We start from the raw sequence: 18311 nt of genomic DNA on the forward strand, positions 1-18311 counted from the left end.
CTGCACCTCCGTTTGACGCCTGAGCTTCTAAGGTCAGCAAGAGGTCATGTCTGGCCTGTTAGCATTCAGTGAAAGAATTGTATCGACGGCCCGCTTATACCCTCCCTCGCCCTGAATACTAGCGCGCATGGTCTGTATATCTTTCTCATAGCGCGCACGATTATTGCTAATTTGCTCAACAGCATCACGCAGTTGATCGATCGCCACTTTCTCGGGATTGAGAGCGATGCCCAGGCCAAGCTTTTCAGCCATTTCTGCGTTGATCGCCTGCTCCGCGATTTGTGGAATATAGACTGCAGGCACTCCGGCCATGATGCTTTCGATGGTACTATTCATGCCACCGTGAGAGATGAAAATCGAGGCGCGCTTCAGCAGCTCTAGCTGCGGGGCATAATTGACCACCAGGAAATTCGCGGGAATGGGCCCCAGGGCGAAGGATGTCGTTTGACGACCACGCGAGAGCACGACCTGCCAGTTGGTCTGGCCAAAGGCTTTGATGCAGGTTTTGAAGATATCGGCGCGGTCGTTAAAGAGTGTGCCCAGAGCGATATAGATCAAGGGGCGATCGTCAAGAAACTCAAACGGGAAGTCTTCGTTGCTCGAACGAGATTGGATTGAGGAACCAATAAAGATGTGGCGCTCATCGAAGGTCTCGGCATACGGCTGGAACTTGTGGGGGATCATGTAGATGTTGAGTGCTTCGTTGGCTGAGAAGACAGCGTAGGGATCATCAGATGGAGGCAGGGGCACATTGAGGACCTGGCCGATTCTGGCGAATTGCGTGTATATAGCATGAATATCCAGCGATCCTGCCGCGCCCTCGCCCTCCTGGCCGGGCCAGATGTGGCTCTTATGTTGATGAATGGATTGCAGCGTGAAATGCCTGTTATGCGCATAGGTGCTACGGACGTTAATCGCTGGGATGCGCAATGCCCTGGCAAGCAGGCCGCCCCAGATGAACGAGAAATCATAGATGATGCAATTCGTCTGCTCCGCGCGCAGGCTGTCGATGATACTCTCAACGGCACGCGCTTCTTCTTCTAGCGTCATGCTGACAAAAAAGGGGAAGTCACGCCATGTGGCCCCGACCGCTTCAATGCTGTTTTTGTGGTCACTGCGCATATAGTAGTTGACTTGCTCGCCACGTGAGACCAGTTCAGCCACCAGCGGTAGTGTGGGAAGCACATGTCCGTAGGCGGGAATACTGAAAAATGCGTATTTCGCCATGCTGCATATCTCCGTTTCTCCAATGCCTGGTCCGATGTTATCTTTGAGCGGTCTTTGTGAGGGGAGGTGCGGCCAGCAGGATGGCTGGCACGCGTTCAGGTTCCGCGAGTCGCAGTAACTCGGAACCGATGCCTGCCAGCTCGGTCAGCCAGCCAGGTGTTTCGCTGCCTGATGATGCGCCATCGAGCCAACCATCGGTCTCGTCGATACTATCCAGGATGAGGCCTTTAACCCTTTCTTCGCGTATCTCCTCATGCTCGAGATAGTACAGGGAAGCAAGGCGAGAGAGGTCAGGCTGCGTCTGAGGCGAAAGTATGCTTCTTTCATCGGCCAGCATAGCGACAGCGAGCCTGTGAAAACGTTCTTCACCACTGCTGGCAGCGAGCGCGAAGAGGCTGCGAGAGCAACCGACGCTGCCATGTGACGTTCCGGCGCGCGGTTCTTCGCCCGTAGAGCTCTTCAGGGTCGGCTCACCTTTTCCCGGGCGAGCTTTCTCCAGCAGATGGTCGCCGCACATCAGAGCCATAGCCAGGATCTCCGCTTTGGGAAACGCATGATATAAGCTCAACAGGCTAAGGATACAGCCCGCTAGCTCGCGTTGAAGATCGAGCGCGCTATCTTTCTGCAACAGATCTGGCAGACGTTTCACCAGCCTGTGAGCCTCAGAGAGCAGGCTATAATCATTCCAGATAGTGCCTAGATGGGAAAGCAGGTAGATAGCAGATCCCAGGCTCTCAATGCCCACGGCTTGCTGCTGCGCCTGGAAGCGCGTATACAGCGTTACATAGGCGGATTCTACCATATCTGAATAACGTGTATTGCCGGTGATAATGCCAAGATAGCCTAGAAAAAGGATGATGCCAGTATTGCCATCATAGAGATCAGGCATCGCTGCAGTAAAGAAGCGCTGGTTTTCTGGACGTATATCGATCCAGTTGACGCCTCGCCCATCGCCTGTCGCGCTTGCACAGAGATGGTCTCCAATACGGCAGGCTGCTGCCAGCATACGCTCACGCGAAACCTCTTTTCCCGCTGCAATCTCTTGCATTGCTCGCCTCCTTGCTGTATACCTGGCACCTTCATTCGCTGTAGTGGCTTCCAATACGATTCATTATAACCAGAAGCAATGCAAAAACTATAGGTAGAACATAGTAATCTATATAATGCCAGCGCATAATACAAGCAATTTGCGCATCGAGCGCCTCGCCAGGAGAGGTATCACGCATTATCGGTGATCGTGGAATTGCTCTGCGTATGGTATCATATGCGGAGTCTGTCTATTCTGGAGATCAGGAAATTAGAGATGCAATCAACCGAAACAACATCACAGGGTGGCGGCCGCCTGCGCGGGTTCGCGCTGTTCAGCGTGCTGGCCGCCCTGATGCTTACACTCCTGCTGGAGGCCCTCGATCAGACCGTTGTGGGGACGGCGCTGCCGCGTATTATCGGCTCCCTCAACGGGTTTGATCGCTATACCTGGGTCGTCAACGCCTATATATTGGCGTCGGTCACTATGGTGCCGATCGTCGGCAAGCTCTCCGACCAGTTCGGTCGCAAGTGGTTCTTGCTGGCGGGTGCCTTCGTCTTTCTGGTAGGGTCGATCCTGTCGGGCGCGGCGCAGACCATGAATGAGCTGATCGCTTTCCGCGCGCTGCAAGGGCTGGGTGGCGGCATGGGGATCGCCCTCGTCTTTACCGTGGTGGGCGATATCTTCACGCCCGCCGAACGCGCCCGCTGGCAGGGCATCTTCGGCGTCGTCTACGGATTCTCGAACCTGGTTGGTCCCGCCATTGGTGGCTGGTTGACCGACCATGGGCCGATTCTGGGATCGCTGGTCAGCGATGCGACGCGCTGGCGCTGGGTGTTCTATATCAACGTGCCGGTGGGCCTGCTCGCGCTGCTCGCGCTGCTGGTCTATCTGCCCTCCGACATCTCACAGCGTACCAGCACGCATACGGGCTGGGCCGCCATCCGCCGCGTCGATTGGCTGGGCGCGCTGCTCGTCTCCAGTGCCACCGTGGGCCTGCTGCTGGGATTGACCTGGGGCAGTAACGCCATCTATGCCTGGAACTCTGCGCAGGTGATCGGCGTCCTGGTGGCCTCGGGTCTGCTCTATGTGCTCTTCTTTATCGTCGAGCGCCTGGCGAGCGAGCCCGTGCTGCCGCTCGACCTGTTCCGCAACCGGGTGTTTTCGATGGCCCTGCTGCTCTCGTTCCTGCAGTTGATGGTGCTGATCGGCCTCACGCTCTACCTGCCCCTCTTCCTGCAGGGCGTCCTGGGCGTATCGGCGACCAATTCGGGCGCGGCGATTACCCCGCTCACGCTCAGTACGGTCGCTGGCAGCGCCATTGCCAGTATCCTGGTCGCTCGCTTCCTGCGTTATCGGCTCGTCTCGATCGTCAGCGCGCTGATCATGACCGTTGGCCTCCTGTTGCTGACGCGCATCTCGACCACGATCAGCCTCTTTGAGATGATCATCTTCATGGTGATTACCGGCCTTGGGCTGGGACCCTTCTTCTCGGTGCTGCAGCTAGCGGCGCAGAACTCTATCCCGCGCAACCGCCTGGGCGTTGGTACGGCGGCCGTCCGCTTCGTCGGTTAGATCGGCGCGGTGCTGGGAGTGGCCATCGTCGGAACGGTAGTCAACCAGACGCTGACGAATGATATCTCGACGCGCCTCCCCGCTCACGCCGCCCAGCAGTTGACGCCGACGGGGCTCAAATACGCCACCGACCCGCAGATACTGGTCAACCAGGGTTACCGAGATAACGTGGTGCACAGTGCCCAGCGCTACGCCGTACAGGGAGCCACCGCGCACATCCCACCCGGACCCCAGCGGGCCGCGGTGACGGCCCAGGTCTCCCAGCAGGTACAGCACCTGCTCAACCAGGTCTTCGACGCGCTCAAGTTCTCGTTGACCGTGGCGATCCAGCACGGCATCGTCACCATCTTGATCTTCAGCGTCGCCATGGTTGTGGCCGCCTTCTTCCTGAAGGACGTCCCCCTCTCCAAGGCGCGCACAGCGGCCCCCAACCAGGCCGCCTCCAAACCCGAAACGTCCCCCAAACCCGAAATGTCCCCCCAAAACGGAACGTCCCCGAAATTCGAAATGCCCCCCCAACGCGAAACGTCACTGTAGGGACGACCTTCAACGGTCGTCCGGGACCGCGAGCGCCAGCGATTGCGGTCCCACGTCCCCCCACGACACCGTTTCCCCTGTCATCCACGCCGGCCCACGTGGTACCCCCACGCCAACGTTCCACATACGAACCCATAAGCACCACCTGCCCGACCCCGGTAATTTTACCGGGGTCGGTCTTTTTGTCATCCCTGACGAGATCCCGTAGTTCTACAGGCGCGTATCACCCTGATTTTTTGTAGACTTTGATTGTGAACACGATGAAGTTGAAGGAAAGGTACGGATACAGCATGGACGAGTTCAGGCGAACCTTTTTTCGCCATGAGGCGCTGGAGTTTTACCTCCAGAATAAGGAGCAGACGATTCTGCTGCGGGTGGTGGCTCCTCCGGTAATGCTGATGTTGTGGCTGCTGGCCGCGCTGGCCGTGCTGGCAATAGGCGGCGCCTGTCTCTATCGCGTGCCCGTCTACGCGGCTGGTGTGGGTGTGATTACGCAGCCCGGCGATCAGGCGCTGGTCTTTCTTCCGCTCAACTCAGTCCGTGCCGATCAACTGCGCTCGCTGCGCGCCGGCAGCCAGGTTCACTGGCGGCTGGCTACGGCGGACCAGGGGACGCTGAAGGCGGTGGTGGTGCGTGTCGAGCCGTCCGCGCTGGTGCCCGAGGAGATCCAGCGGCGCTACGCGCTCGATGACCACGCGGCCCAGCCCATTGTCTCCCCTTCCTTTGTGATACAGCTGCGGCTGGAGGGTGATTGGCGCAGCTACGCGGGAAGCCGCGTGCAGGCGCAGGTGCCGATCGATACGCAGAGCGTCATCTCGTTGTTGTCAGGTTCTAATATGGTCAGGGGTGAATAGCGCATGGTCACAGCGAAATCTTCCAGGGGGCGTCATCAGGACAAGGGCTTGCTGCGCAGGCGCGTCGAGGCGCAGAGGCAGATGGGGATCACGGAGTGCGGGGCGTCCTGCCTGGCCATGATCCTGACGTATCATGGTCGCAAGACCAGTGTGGCCGAGGTGCGCGAGCGCTGTGGGGCGGGACGCGATGGGCTGACGGCCCTGGCCCTGGTGAACGTGGCTCGCTCCTATGGATTGCGCGTGCGGGCCATCACGGTTGAAGATCACGAGTTTCGCTTCGTTCCTTTCCCGGCCATCATCCATTGGAACTTCAACCATTTTATGGTGGTTGAGCGCTGGACGCCAAAGTATGTCTCCCTGGTCGATCCCGGCTCCGGTCGCCGACAGGTGACGATGGATGAGTTCCACCAGAGCTTTACCGGGGTGGTGCTGACCTTTGAGCCCGGCGTCAACTTTCAGCGCCGCCGCAGGTCCGATCGCATCACGCTGCGCTCCTATGCCGCCGGCTATATCCGCCAGGCGCCGCTGGCCTTCCTGCAGATCCTGGGGGCGTCGCTGCTGCTGCAGCTGTTTGGCCTGGCGCTGCCGCTGGTGACGGCGATCGTCATGGATCACGTTATCCCTCAGGGGATGCAGGATCTGCTCTTCGTCATTGGTGGTGGACTGCTGGTGTTGCTGCTGGCCCAGTTTATCGTGACGCTCTTGCGCGGCTCGCTCTTGCTGTACCTGCAGGCGCGCATCGACATGCGCATGATGCTCAACTTTTTCGAGCACCTGCTGCTGCTGCCGCAGCGCTTCTTTCAGCAGCGCTCAAGCGGCGACATTCTGGCGCGCATGAATAGCAATCTCATTATTCGCGATACGATCAGCAACCAGCTCATCTCAACCGTGCTCGACGGCAGCTTTGTCCTGATTTATTTCGTCATTTTGCTCACGCAGTCCTGGTCGTTCAGCCTGCTCGTCTTGCTGATCAGCGCGCTGCAGATCGGCTTGCTGCTGGGGACGACACGTCTGATGCACGCGTTTTCGAGCCAGGAGCTGGCGGCGCAGGGGAAGGCGCAGGGCTATATGGCCGAGGCCCTGGTGGGCATGACCACGCTCAAATCCATGGGCGCGGAACACCGGGCGCTGGATCGCTGGTCCAACCTGTTTTTCGCGCAGATGAATATCTCGCTGCGGCGCAACTATCTCTCGACGCTGCTGGCCTCCGTACAGGCGCTCTTGCGCACCTGCGCACCGCTGATCCTGTTATGGTTCGGCACCTGGCAGGTCCTCAATGGCACGCTGTCGGTGGGCGTGATGCTGGCCCTCAATGCCCTGGGAGCATCGCTGCTGACGCCGCTGGCGACCCTGATGGCGAGCGGTCAGAGTCTGCAGCTCATTCATTCGCACCTGGAGCGCATCGCCGATGTGCTGGAGGCCGAGCCTGAGCAGCAGCCGGATGAGGTGGTGCTGCCGCCCGCGCTCAGCGGTCAGGTGCGCCTGGAGCATGTCTCGTTCCAGTATGACGCGCACGCTCCACGGGTCCTGCATGACCTCTGCCTGGATATCGAGGCTGGACAGCGCGTCGCGCTCGTCGGCCGCACTGGCTCGGGCAAGAGCACGCTGGGCAATCTCCTGCTGGGACTCTATCTGCCGACCGAAGGGAGCATCTTCTACGATGAGCATCCTCTGTCGACGCTGAACTACCGGGCGGTCCGCTCGCAGTTCGGGGTGGTCGTCCAGCATGTGAGTATCTTCAGTGGCACCATTCGCGACAACCTGACATTGAATAATCCCGATGTGAGTATGGAACAGGTCGTCAAAGCGGCCGAGCTGGCCGCCATCCATGACGAGATCACGCGCATGCCGATGGGCTACGAGACGTATGTGTCCGAAAACGGCAACGCGCTCTCGGGTGGGCAGTGTCAGCGCCTGGCTCTGGCCCGCGCCCTGGTCCACCAGCCCGTCCTGCTGCTGCTGGACGAGGCGACCAGCTCACTGGATGTGATTACCGAGCAAACAATTGAACAGAATCTGCGCGCCCTGAACTGCACCCAGATCATTATCGCCCATCGCCTGAGCACCATTCGCAACGCGGATGTCATCCTGGTGCTGGATGAGGGTCGCATCGTTGAACAAGGCTCGCACGAAGCATTGCTGCGACAGCAGGGCTATTACGCTCAACTGATCCAGCGGCAACTGGCCAATGGTGAGCTGGCATCATAAATCTTTCTTTCACACGGACGCACCGGACTGTATGGTGTACGCTCCAGTCACTGCATCCAGGAGGCTACACTCCCCTCTGAGTGGAAGCACTGACGAAAGGACATACGGATATACGGCCGTCGTCATAGATGGTTTAACGTTTTGCTAAGTTATTGGTCGGGGCACATGCTGTGGACCCGACAGGAAAGGATCACTACCATGAACATCGAAGAGATCGTCAAAGCCTGGAAATCCGAAGAAGAGATCGCCGACGTTAACCTGCCCGCCAATCCGGTCGGCGCGGAGCTCTCCGACGAGGAGCTGCAAGAGGTCAGCGGCGGCTTCCCCTGTCCCTTAATCTCAGCCTGCTTGAAAAGCTGGACCGGCAATCTATAAAGCCGGGCGGTACGGGAGGGGCTCACCGCCTCTCCTGCTACCCTCTCGTTTCGTCTGTCACTGTCACAGGAAAGGATCGTGTTCCATGCCGTACTTCCAGAGCGACCTTTACGATGCCCGGCCAGCAACGGGCGCTACCACCAGCCGCCAGGCAAGCGCGCTACCCATTGAGAATGCAGAGGTTCTGGCCTCTCTGGCGCGACTGACGCATGAAACTGGCGATCCTGACAAGACGCAGTGGGCGTTTATTGATGCCGCTGTTCCTTATCCTTTTGAAGAGCTGCTCGCTCCCTTCGTCGCTATCGCGCAGCAGCGCTATCAGGAGCGCGCGGGTCATGCGTACGCGCGGCTGGCCGCGCAGGCCCACCTGGCCCTGCAGCGCCATCTGCTGCAGGTGCTGACCTCGCTATCCGTGCCCACCCTGCATGCCGAGTTCGCCAGGGCGTATGCCGAGATTCGCTCCCTCCCGGCCGGCCAGCAGCTGGACGAGCGCGGCTTCTACACGCTCTTCATCGGGCAGATGTACCGGGGAGGGCTGGCCGCTGTGCTGGAACGCTATCCGGTGCTCGCCGAGCTGCTGGCTACCACGAGCAATCACTGGCTGGAGGCCAGCTGCGAATTTCTGGCGCGCCTGGACGCCGATTGGCCCTTGCTGCAGCAGACCTTTGGCACCGATCAGATCACGGGACCGGTGACGACGCTGGCGCCCGCGCTCTCTGATCCGCACAATGGACGCCGCATGGTGATGGCGCTCACCTTTGCCTCCGGCTATAAGCTGGTCTATAAGCCCAGAAATGTCGGCATGGAGGAGAGCTTCTACTATCTTCTCTCATGGTGCAACGCGCGGGGACTGGCGACCCCTTTCAAAGTGCTGACGGTTGTCAATCGGGTGCGCTATGGCTGGATGGAGTTTGTGGCCTATGAGCCGTGCCAGGATCAGCAGGCCGTTCATCGCTACTATCATCGGGCTGGTATGCTCCTGTGCCTGACCTACATGCTCGGCGGCTTCAATGGCACGCATGAACACGTCATCGCGCATGGTGAACATCCCATGCTGGTCGATGCCGGTATGCTCCTGCATGCCTATCCCTGTCCCGATCACCTGAACCAGGAGAGGCGCGAGCGCTGCTCCGACTGGGAAGCGCAGGCGTATTCTGTCTCGCACACCGGTTTTCTGGCCAACTGGCTCTCGCTGCTGAACTCCCCACGTGCCACTGACGTCAGCATGTCCGGCATCCTGTATGCGTATAAAGCAAAGAGCTCCGATGGCGCACAAAAGAGCTTATATAGCAGCTCGATCGCTTTGAAGTATGGCTCCCTCCGCTCGCGCGAGCACCTCAACGTTCCCGCGTCCGGGGATGCGCTGCCGGAGCCAGAAGTATATCAAGCAGATATTGTGGCGGGCTTCCAGCACTGCTACCTGTTCTTGCTGGCGCAGCAGGAGGCCATGCTCAGGCCGGATGGACCCCTGCTGCAATTCAAGCACCAGCCGGCGCGCTTTATCTATCGGCCGGGATGGGAGTATAGTTCCGTGCTCCCACGCCTTATCGCCCCCGAGAACCTGCGCGACGAGGGTGATCGCACCGTGCTCCTGGAGCCGCTGCGACGCGATGCTGTCCCCACCGAGTATCACATATGGGAGAAGAGCACCTCTCCCGCGTGGGACCAGGCATGCGGCCATGAGCAGCAGGCCCTCTTGCGGGGGGACATCCCCTTCTTCACGGCCTATACGGATGCGACCACCCTCACCTGTGACGACCAGGAGATCGAGTATTGCTTCCACCAGCCGGCGTTTGATTTGATGCTGGCACGCCTGCGCGCCATGAGCCAGGCCGACATGACCGGGCAGTCCGGCTACATTCAGCAGACGCTCAATACGCTGGCAATTTCGCGATCCCTGGCGAGGGAGCCGCGAAACTCTCAGCAGGAGGCAGAGCCAGCATCCCTTTCAGATGAAGCCATGGTCTCTCTGCTGAAGGAAGAGGCTCGGGGCATAGCCGAGCAGCTTGTCCAGCAGGCGATCCGCTTGCCGGATCGATCCGCTACGTGGTTGACGACGAATTTTTTGCTGCGCTCTCAACACTATCACCTGCAGCCAATGGGCTTTAGCCTCTTCGATGGTGTCTCAGGTGTCGCCCTGTTCCTGGCCGCGGCGGCCCGCGCCTTCGGGGAAGATCGTTATCGTGAGCTGGCGCTGGCGGCTGTGCGTCCCCTGCGCCAGCGCGCCCGCGACGACGCGGACCTGCTGATGAGGGAGATGGGGATCGGGGGCGGCATCGGCCTGGGTTCGGTCGTCTACGCGCTGACGAAGGCTGGCCAGTTTCTGGATGAGCCGCAACTGCTTGCTGACGCTAGCCTGTTTGCCAGCCTGATCACGCCGGAAAGCATCCACGACGAGCATGCGTTGGATATTATCGCGGGCTCCTCGGGCGCGCTGCTGGGATTGCTCACGCTGTACGAGGTCTCGCGCGAGCAGCGGATTCTGGACACGGCTATGCTGTGCGCGCGGCACCTGCTGCAAGCGCGGACCAGGGGGCAAGCGGATTGCCTGGCGTGGCCGACACTGAGAGGCGAACATAACACCGGCTTCGCCCACGGGATCGCCGGGATCGTCTATGCCCTGACCCGTCTGTACGCCGTCACAGGTGATAGCGAGCTACTGGCCGCCTCACGCGAGGCGCTGCTGTATGAAGATCGCGCGTTTGTCAGTGAAAAGGGCAACTGGCCGGATGTCATCGGAGGCGGCAAGTCAGGCATCATGTCTACCTGGTGCCATGGCGCGCCCGGCATCGGCCTGGCCCGCCTCGGCGGCCTGCCTGAGTTGGATTCCGCCCATATTCGTGCCGACATCGAGGCCGCCCTGCGCACCACACAGCGTATCCGCCTGGAACATCTCGATTTCCTGTGCTGTGGCAATCTGGGGCGCGTGGATCTCCTGTTCACCGCCTCCCGGCAGCTAGAGCGGCCCGAGCTCACGCACGCGGCGCTACACCAGACCCGGCAATTGATCGCCCGTGCCAGGTCACAGGGCCGGTTTAACCTCCATATAGCCTTCCCTGGCATCACCATTCCCAATTTCTTTCATGGCGTGTCAGGCATCGGCTACCAGTTCCTACGCCTGGCCGACCCACAAGCCTTTCCTTCTGCCCTGCTCTGGAAGTAAAGGCCTGACATCGGGCGTTTCGGTCCGAACGGGAGGTACCCATTTCTTGAGTGGAAAACATGTCGCGTATGCGGCTCTCGCCCGCCATACGGACAGGGATACAAGGGTACAGATCGCCGTCCGGCCGTGGCCATAGATCGACTGTTGTTATTGTAGTGCGTCCTGCAGCAAGTTGAAACACAATCAATCAACAGAGGGAAAGGATCACCCACATGAGCATTGAAGAGATTATCAAATCCTGGAAGTCCGAGGAGAAGCTTGAGGCTAACTCGCCAATCAACCCGGTCGGGGAAGAGCTCTCCGAAGAGGAGCTGCAAGAGGTCAGCGGCGGCTTCCCCTGCCTGATCACCTGTTACCAGGAGTGGTCATGCCACACCACATGTCTTTTCACGAAATAGCGAGCCAGGCCGGGACAAGCCCCAAAGCTGGGGCAAGCCCGGAACATACGAGAGCGAAAGAGGAGATTGAACAATCATGAATATTGAAGAGATTATCAAAGCCTGGAAATCTGAAGAGCAGACCCTCGATGACGCCATTCCCGAAAATCCTGTCGGCCGGGAGCTGTCTGAGCAGCAGCTGCAAGAGGTCACGGGAGGAATGGTCTGCGCGATTACGTGCGACGACGACTGGACGTGCTCGGTCCTCTGCTTTTTCGTACGTCAGACTGGTGTGATCTAAGCAAAGAAGGGAGGAATACCCGACATGAGCATCGAAGAGATTGTGAAGGCGTGGAAGTCCGGCGAGACGCTTGAGGATGGCGCGCCGGTGAACCCGGCCGGCACAGAGCTCTCCGACGAGGAGCTCAGCGAGATCACCGGAGGAATGCTCTGTGGTTATACCTGCTACTTTGGCTGCCACGGCAACACCTCGTGTGACGTGTCCGTACTCGTCTAATCTACACTGATCAATGGTGAGGGCGAGCGCCCTTTCTAATGCCATCTGCGTGGAGCCAGCCCTTATCTCTAGCGATAAGATCTGGCTCGCCGGGTGGTCGGTTATCCGCGACAGACAACCCTGGACCGGGAGGATAAAAATGGAACAGCAACTGACAGAAACTCTACAGCCTACACCCGCGTTATGGCAGACGCCGCGTTGGTATTACGCCCTTACCCTCAGCGAACGTATCGCGACCTTGCGGCCCGAGAACGTGATCAGCTCCCTTGAAGATGGTGGGCGCAGGGAACGGGCGGAGAAAAAGATGCGCCAGTGGAAGGAGCAGTATCCTTTCGACAAGGAGTCTTACTTCGCGGATCGCCTGGCGCAGGATGCGCTTGGTGAGCAGGAATTGCTGGCATTGCTCGCCGAACCCATCGAGGCGCTGCAGGCGCGCTCACTGTCACTGGAGCCACCTGACTGGCTGGCGCGTCTCACACAGATTTTCTCCGGAGACACCGCCGCCGCAGACATTCCCTTTTCCCTTCAGGACGCGGGCGAGAACCAGGAAGCCTATAGTCTGTTGCAGCCGTTTTCCCCCCTGCTTCAGGACGGAAGGGAGCGCCTCCAGGCGGGGATTGCAGAGCTTGTCCAGGCGCATCACGCGTTGCCATTCGATCCGCAGGCGGCCTTTGCGTTGCTCTTCCCCAATCTCGCGCAGCAGATCCTGCCTGAGGTGAAGAGGGCGCTGGTGCTTGAGTTGAACGTGGCGCGGCTGCGGGGACGCCTGCCGGGAGAGACGCCCCAGGAGCGTTTTCAGGGATACCTGCTCTTCCTGCGTCAGCGTGAAAACCTGGTGTCTTTCCTGGAGGAGTATTGTATCCTGGCCCGCCATATCCTGCAGGCCGTCGATCTCTGGGTAGCGTTTAGCCTGGAATTCTTGCGCCACCTCTGCGCGGACTGGGAGAGCATCCAGGACCTGTTCTCGCCCGACCAGCATCCCGGCCTGCTCGTCAAAGCGAGCGCCGGCGCCGGCGATACCCATCGCCAGGGACGCAGCGTGATGCTGCTGAAGTTTCAGGCGGGCCTGCAACTGGTCTATAAGCCGCGATCGCTGGCCGTTGATCGCCATTTTCAAGATCTGCTGAGCTGGCTCAATGAGCATGGACAGCGCCCCGCCTTCCGTACCCTGCGGCTGATCGATAGAGAAACATATGGGTGGACGGAGTTTGTGGTCGCCTCCGAATGTACCTCAGAGGAAGAGGTGGTACGCTTCTATGAGCGGCAGGGCGCCTACCTGGCGCTGCTCTATGCCCTCAAGGCCGTTGATTTTCACGCCGAAAACATCATCGCGGCCGGCGAAGATCCCATGCTGGTTGACCTGGAAGCTCTCTTCCATCCCGATGTCAGGGTAAAGCTGTCCATGGCTGAGCGCCCCGCTACCCGAGCGGTTGCCAGCTCTGTGATGTCTATCGCTCTGCTCCCGCAGCGTTTCTGGTCCAATGATCAGCATGAAGGGGTCGATATGAGCGGCCTGGGCAACGCTCAGGGACAGCTCAGTCCGCACGCCGTTCCTATCTGGCAGGGCGTTGGCACCGATGAGATGAAGATTATCCGTGAGCGCGTTACGCTGTCGGGCCACATGAACTGCCCCAAGCTCCATGGTCAGTATGTCCAGGCCGCCAACTACATCGGCAGCATCGTGACTGGCTTCACCTCGCTCTACCACCTGCTGTGCGAGATGCGCGAGGAGGTCCTGAACGACATCCTGACGCGCTTCGCCCACGATGAGATCCGCTTCATCGCCCGCGCGACCAGGACCTACGGCGCTTTGTCGGTGGAAAGCTTCCATCCCAATATGCTGCGCGACGCCCTGAAGCGTGAGCGCCTCTTTGACCGGCTCTGGATGGCGGTCAAGCAGCAACCCTATCTCACGCGGCTCATTCCAGCGGAGCGCGAAGATCTCCTGCAGGGCGATATTCCCCTGTTCACAACCTCTCCTGGTAGCTGTGATCTGTTTACCAGCCAGGGCCAGCGCATCCCCAACTTTTTCGATCAGCCCAGCCTGCGCATGGCCCGTGAGCGCATCCAGAGCCTGGACGAGCCGGACCTGCGGCGGCAGATCTGGATGATACAGGCCGCCTTCGCGAGCGTGGCACTACCCGCCAGCGACGCGCCGGCAGAGACGGCTCTCCCACAATCCGTGGACGCCAGCGTGGAGCATACACGCCTGGTCTCGGCCGCGCAGGCGATCGGTGATCAGCTGTGTAAGAGCGCGTTGTGGCACGAGAATGCGGCGGACTGGTATGGGTTGACGTGGGTGAAGGAGCGCGAGTGGAGGGTCGCACCCACCGGCCTGGATCTGCAGAGCGGCCTTCCTGGCATCATCCTGTTCCTGAGCTACCTGGGCACGTTCACCAGAGATCTGCGCTACATCGCGCTGGCGAAGTCGGCCGCTCAGACCCTGCGCGGGGAGCTGGAGCAGCTCAAGGCGCATCTTGACCTGGCCAGTATCGGCGGCATGGGCATCAGCAATATGCTGGGATCGTGCATCTATCTCTTCTCACACCTGGCGGTGCTCTGGCACGAGCCAGCCTGGCTGGACGAGGCCGAGGCGCTGGTCGATCTGCTCTCTGAGCATATCGAGAAGGATGATATGTTCGACATCGCGGAGGGAGCCGCCGGTTGTATCGCCAGCCTGCTCAGCCTCTACGCCGTTGCCCCTTCCTTCCGCACGCTCGCCGCCGCGATCAGCTGTGGCGATCACCTGCTCGCCAGCGCCCAGGCTATGGAACAGGGGATAACCTGGGGAACGTCGCGCCACCCTGGATTTGGACGTGGGACCACCGGCATCGCCTGGAGCCTGCTGCGCCTGGCCGCTGTGAGTGGTGAGAAACGCTTTCACGAGGCGGCGCTCGCGGCGCTGGCGTATGAACGGTCCGCGAAGCCGGGCGCGGCGGGCCTGCGCGCTATGTCGTGGAGCTATGGTGCGCCGGGTAGCGCCCTCAGTAGGATCGCGTCCCTGCCACATATCGATGACAACACGATCCGCGAGGAGATCGCGGCGGACCTACAGACAACCATCGACGCAGGCTTCGCGTACCACCACGACCATATCGGTCCCAATCACTCACTCTACCACGGCGATTGCGGCAACCTGGAGACAATATTGCTGGCGACGCGCCAGCTCGATCCCGAACCGTACCGTGAACACCTGGAGCGTCTCACCGCGCAGCTCCTGGACAGCATCGATACGCATGGATGGCGCATGGGCGTCCCCCTCAACGTCGAGACCCCCGGCTTGATGATGGGGCTATCCGGCATCGGCTACCAGCTCCTGCGCCTCGCCGAGCCAGAGCATATCCCCTCTGTGCTCACCCTGGCCCCGCCCCCTGATGGCCTTTAACGAAACAAGGTTCGGCTTCTCTTGGGGTTGATGTCATCGACGAGGAGCCGAACCGCCCGGGCATGGGGGTCGCTTCGCGACAAAGCGGGGGCAAGCCCTAATACCTTCAACTTTAGAACAGGCAACAATAAAAGAGACCAGAGTACGTGCGGGGCTTGCCCCCGCTTTCCTTCCTCGCCGCTCGAAAATGCAACAAACAGGATGCGATGCATCGCATGCAACCGTCTCTGGTCGCTTTGAAGGAGCTTTTTTTGGAGGAAGCAAGCAAGCGGGGGCAAGTCCCGCACGTACTGTGATCTTTTCTCGTTTTGCACGATCTTAAATTGGACGTATTGGCGGCTCGTCCCGGGCACGGAGGTCGCTTCGCGACAAAGCCGGGGCGAGCCCGGCACCTACGGCGATGCTTCACCTTGCGTCGGGAGCAAATGGTGTTCAAAGGCGAAGCGGGTCGCGGCGCTCCTGGATGAGACCTGTAATTTGCTGTAGATATTGGTCAGGTACCAGTTCACCGTGCGTGCACTGATCACCAGCTTTTCCGCGATCTGGATGTTTGTTAAGCCCTGGGCGACCAGCTGCAATACCTCCAGTTCGCGCTTCGTCAATTGATATGGCAGCTCGTCCGTGTGTCTTTCCGGTAGTGGAAGCGGCGGTACGTCTTCGCTGGCGGGAGGCGCGGGGGCCTCGTCGTCCCAGGGAGACAAAAAGCGCTCGATTGCTACTTTCTGGCCCTTTTGCCACATCAGCTGGAACTGTTCTTTCCCGCTGTGCTGGCGTACGCGCTCCAGCAGGTTATCGTATTCGAGGCGCTCGGCATCATTCATGTGCTTATCCGCGTCTAAGCGCAGGGAGGCCGCTCCCAGCAGCTGCGCCGAGCGTGCATATTGTGACTGCACGCAGGCCAGGTTGGCCAGGCCGATCAGATGCCAGCCGATCATGGGATTGTTATTTATCTCGTGTGCCAGCGCCAATCCTTCGTGAAAAGAGTCAAAGGCCAGGACGTAGTTCCCTTGCTGAAAGGCGATATAGCCGAGGGTGTGTAGGGCGGTACAGGTGAGCAGGGTGTACCCCAGTTCGCGGAAGGATTTGAGCCCTTGCTGTGTCAGCGTCAGGGCTTCGGCGAACTCCTCTTCATATGCCAGCAGGTAGCCGAGGTTCTGCAGCGTTGTCGCCAGCAGGTATTTGTCTTCAAGCAGCCGGGCGATGCGCAGAATCTCCTGGTTGAACGTGATCGCCTGCTTGGCAGCATTCTGCTGCATGGCCACGGCCGCCAGCAAGGAAAGAACCTTGGCGATCAATGCCTGGTCGCCGACGCGGCGCGCAATGGGCAGGCTTTCTTGCGCGCAGGTCTCCGCCTGCGGCACATCGCCGCGCGCCCAGGCGATATACCCGCGCGTGCGCAGGACATGTGCCAGCTCCCACTGCATGGAGGCGGCACGACACAGTTTCTCCGCCTCGTCCAGGATCTGAAAGGTCTTCTCACCCTCATTTTGTTTCTGCATCAGCAGACACAGACAGCATAGTGCCTGGATGCGTTCCGCCACCAGCGTATGCGAGCTGGGAAGCGCCAGCCATTCATCCACCGAGCGGCGGGCGATGTCGATGTTATTCTGGTAAAAAATCAATTCGTCCAGCCGCTGTCTGACCTGCATGCGTAGCGCCGTTTCTGCCTGACCAGCGGAGAGATCGAGCGCGGACTGCATCCATGCCCGGCTCTCTTTCCAGTAGCCGCGCAGGAACCAGAAGCGCGAGAGGGCCCGGCAGCACTGCAGCAGTGTCTCGCCCTCGTTGTGTGCGAGCAGCCACTGCAGCGCGCCCCTGAAGTTTTCATGCTCCTGCTCTAGCTTCCTCAGCCAGGGGATCTGCTGTGGTCCTTTGAGTTGGCCCTCGCCCTCTTTCGCCAGTGCCAGGTAATACTCCGCGTGCGCCTGCTGGGCCTGCTCGGTCTCCCCTTGCTTCTCCAGGCACGAGCGGCCAAACACGTGCATGGTTTCCAGCATATAGAAGCGGGGATACCCATCCTGATCCACCACCTGGTAGAGCAGGCAGTTGTCCATCAGTGCCGCCAGCATATCCAGTATATCTAGCGTGGAGCCCGCGCCGGACGACGTGCTCTGCATCACGCTCTCGACCGCATCGATGGTGCAACCATCAGTGAAGACTGAGAGGAGCCGAAACAGATATTGCTCCCGTTCCTTGAGCAGGTCATAGCTCCAATTGAGGGTATTCAGCAGCGTCTGTTGCCGTACAGGGTACGAGGAGACCCTGCTGCTTAAGAAATCCAGGCGTTGTGGCAGCTCTTTGAGCATCGTGTGCAGTGGAATGAGCTTGATGCGTGCCGCGGCCAGCTCGATTGCCAGCGGTAAACCATCCAGGCGGATACAGATGTCCGCGATTGCCCGTGCGTTTTCCTCTGTCATCTGGAAGCCAGGCAAGATCGCCTGCGCCTGGCGCAGAAAAAGCAGTACCGAGGGATAGCTAGCGATCTCTTCTGTATTCATCTGCTCACCCCGCTCTGGAACAGGGAGCGGGGCAATGGGATACTGATGTTCGCCCAGCAGATGAAGGACGCTGCGGCTGGTCACCAGCAGGCGCAGCGAGGGACAGCCGAGGAGCAGCTGCTCAAGCTCTGGAGCCGCCGCCGCCACATGCTCAAAGTTATCCAGGATCAGTAAGCACTCTTTTTGCTCAAGAAAGGTCCTCACCTGGTCAAAAAAGGAGTACTCGTCCCGACCCCTGACTTCGAGCGCGTGCGCGATATGCGAGAATACTGCCCCCGGTTCTTGAATCATAGAGAATGAGAGAAAGTAGATGCCATGCAGAAACCTACCCTTGAGCTGATGTGCCACCTGCAACGCTATGCGCGTCTTCCCAACACCCCCCGATCCCAACAGCGTCAGGAGTCGTATATCGTGTTGTTGCATCTGTACGCAAATATCATGGACCTCTTTTTCACGACCGATCAGCGAAGTCAGATACGCTGGAACCTTCCAGACGGCCTCAGAGGATTCCACATTGCGGGTGACACCCGCGCCCACGGCTTGCCGGTAAGGAGTATCTTCTGTCATG

At 59.8% G+C, this 18311-nt stretch carries 13 protein-coding genes; 10 read left to right on the forward strand and 3 right to left on the reverse strand.

What is annotated here, in order from left to right; translation table 11 throughout:
- Positions 1 to 33: 33 nt before the first annotated feature.
- Together AABA21_RS34840 and AABA21_RS34845 are read right to left on the reverse strand one after the other, a co-directional pair.
- Entirely contained in the window at positions 34 to 1227 is a 1194-nt protein-coding gene (locus AABA21_RS34840; protein WP_338257342.1) for a macrolide family glycosyltransferase, read from the reverse strand.
- Positions 1228 to 1264: 37 nt separating this feature from the next.
- Positions 1265 to 2275, reverse strand: a complete 1011-nt coding sequence (locus AABA21_RS34845; protein WP_338257344.1) for a lanthionine synthetase LanC family protein — start codon at positions 2273 to 2275, stop codon at positions 1265 to 1267.
- Positions 2276 to 2530: 255 nt separating this feature from the next.
- Between AABA21_RS34845 and AABA21_RS34850 the strand changes: the two genes are divergently transcribed.
- The 10 genes from AABA21_RS34850 to AABA21_RS34895 all read left to right on the forward strand — a co-directional run bounded on the left by AABA21_RS34850 (position 2531) and on the right by AABA21_RS34895 (position 15245).
- A complete protein-coding gene (locus tag AABA21_RS34850) occupies positions 2531 to 3829 on the forward strand; it encodes an MFS transporter (protein ID WP_338257346.1) in 1299 nt (432 codons plus the stop codon).
- Positions 3830 to 3847: 18 nt separating this feature from the next.
- Complete coding sequence (locus AABA21_RS34855; RefSeq protein WP_338257347.1) at positions 3848 to 4366, forward strand: hypothetical protein; 519 nt, start codon at positions 3848 to 3850, stop codon at positions 4364 to 4366.
- A 290-nt stretch (positions 4367 to 4656) separates the two neighbouring features.
- Positions 4657 to 5220: a hypothetical protein gene (locus AABA21_RS34860; protein ID WP_338257349.1), complete on the forward strand. Its 564-nt coding sequence runs from the start codon at positions 4657 to 4659 to the stop codon at positions 5218 to 5220.
- Positions 5221 to 5223: 3 nt separating this feature from the next.
- Positions 5224 to 7428, forward strand: coding sequence for a peptidase domain-containing ABC transporter (locus AABA21_RS34865; protein ID WP_338257350.1), 2205 nt, complete (start codon positions 5224 to 5226; stop codon positions 7426 to 7428).
- Positions 7429 to 7626: 198 nt separating this feature from the next.
- The gene (locus tag AABA21_RS34870; RefSeq protein ID WP_338257351.1) at positions 7627 to 7803 is read left to right on the forward strand and encodes a mersacidin/lichenicidin family type 2 lantibiotic; all 177 of its coding nucleotides are present in this window, start codon (positions 7627 to 7629) and stop codon (positions 7801 to 7803) included.
- A gap of 85 nt (positions 7804 to 7888) precedes the next feature.
- Positions 7889 to 10966 carry a type 2 lanthipeptide synthetase LanM family protein gene (locus AABA21_RS34875; RefSeq protein ID WP_338257353.1) on the forward strand — a complete coding sequence of 1026 codons (3078 nt, stop codon included), beginning with the start codon at positions 7889 to 7891 and terminating at the stop codon, positions 10964 to 10966.
- A 212-nt stretch (positions 10967 to 11178) separates the two neighbouring features.
- Positions 11179 to 11364 (forward strand): bacteriocin, encoded by a 186-nt coding sequence (locus AABA21_RS34880; protein WP_338257354.1) that lies wholly within the window; start codon positions 11179 to 11181, stop codon positions 11362 to 11364.
- Between the two features lie 76 nt (positions 11365 to 11440).
- A complete protein-coding gene (locus AABA21_RS34885; RefSeq protein ID WP_338257355.1) occupies positions 11441 to 11644 on the forward strand; it encodes a mersacidin/lichenicidin family type 2 lantibiotic in 204 nt (67 codons plus the stop codon).
- A gap of 24 nt (positions 11645 to 11668) precedes the next feature.
- A complete protein-coding gene (locus tag AABA21_RS34890; RefSeq protein WP_338257357.1) occupies positions 11669 to 11860 on the forward strand; it encodes a mersacidin/lichenicidin family type 2 lantibiotic in 192 nt (63 codons plus the stop codon).
- Positions 11861 to 11999: 139 nt separating this feature from the next.
- Positions 12000 to 15245 (forward strand): type 2 lanthipeptide synthetase LanM family protein, encoded by a 3246-nt coding sequence (locus AABA21_RS34895; RefSeq protein ID WP_338257358.1) that lies wholly within the window; start codon positions 12000 to 12002, stop codon positions 15243 to 15245.
- 392 nt (positions 15246 to 15637) lie between these two features.
- Here AABA21_RS34895 and AABA21_RS34900 read toward each other — a convergent pair whose 3' ends face one another.
- Complete coding sequence (locus AABA21_RS34900) at positions 15638 to 18310, reverse strand: LuxR C-terminal-related transcriptional regulator (RefSeq protein WP_338257360.1); 2673 nt, start codon at positions 18308 to 18310, stop codon at positions 15638 to 15640.
- Between the last annotated feature and the right edge of the window lies 1 nt (position 18311).

Source organism: Dictyobacter halimunensis (assembly GCF_036245075.1).

Bases quoted from the DNA above. Each gene is read 5' to 3' on its own strand.
- AABA21_RS34840 (WP_338257342.1), bottom strand. From the start codon at position 1,227: ATGGCGAAATACGCATTTTTCAGTATTCCCGCCTACGGACATGTGCTT.
- AABA21_RS34890 (WP_338257357.1), top strand. From the start codon at position 11,669: ATGAGCATCGAAGAGATTGTGAAGGCGTGGAAGTCCGGCGAGACGCTT.
- AABA21_RS34865 (WP_338257350.1), top strand. From the start codon at position 5,224: ATGGTCACAGCGAAATCTTCCAGGGGGCGTCATCAGGACAAGGGCTTG.
- AABA21_RS34860 (WP_338257349.1), top strand. From the start codon at position 4,657: ATGGACGAGTTCAGGCGAACCTTTTTTCGCCATGAGGCGCTGGAGTTT.
- AABA21_RS34900 (WP_338257360.1), bottom strand. From the start codon at position 18,310: ATGACAGAAGATACTCCTTACCGGCAAGCCGTGGGCGCGGGTGTCACC.
- AABA21_RS34880 (WP_338257354.1), top strand. From the start codon at position 11,179: ATGAGCATTGAAGAGATTATCAAATCCTGGAAGTCCGAGGAGAAGCTT.
- AABA21_RS34875 (WP_338257353.1), top strand. From the start codon at position 7,889: ATGCCGTACTTCCAGAGCGACCTTTACGATGCCCGGCCAGCAACGGGC.
- AABA21_RS34885 (WP_338257355.1), top strand. From the start codon at position 11,441: ATGAATATTGAAGAGATTATCAAAGCCTGGAAATCTGAAGAGCAGACC.
- AABA21_RS34895 (WP_338257358.1), top strand. From the start codon at position 12,000: ATGGAACAGCAACTGACAGAAACTCTACAGCCTACACCCGCGTTATGG.
- AABA21_RS34870 (WP_338257351.1), top strand. From the start codon at position 7,627: ATGAACATCGAAGAGATCGTCAAAGCCTGGAAATCCGAAGAAGAGATC.
- AABA21_RS34850 (WP_338257346.1), top strand. From the start codon at position 2,531: ATGCAATCAACCGAAACAACATCACAGGGTGGCGGCCGCCTGCGCGGG.
- AABA21_RS34845 (WP_338257344.1), bottom strand. From the start codon at position 2,275: ATGCAAGAGATTGCAGCGGGAAAAGAGGTTTCGCGTGAGCGTATGCTG.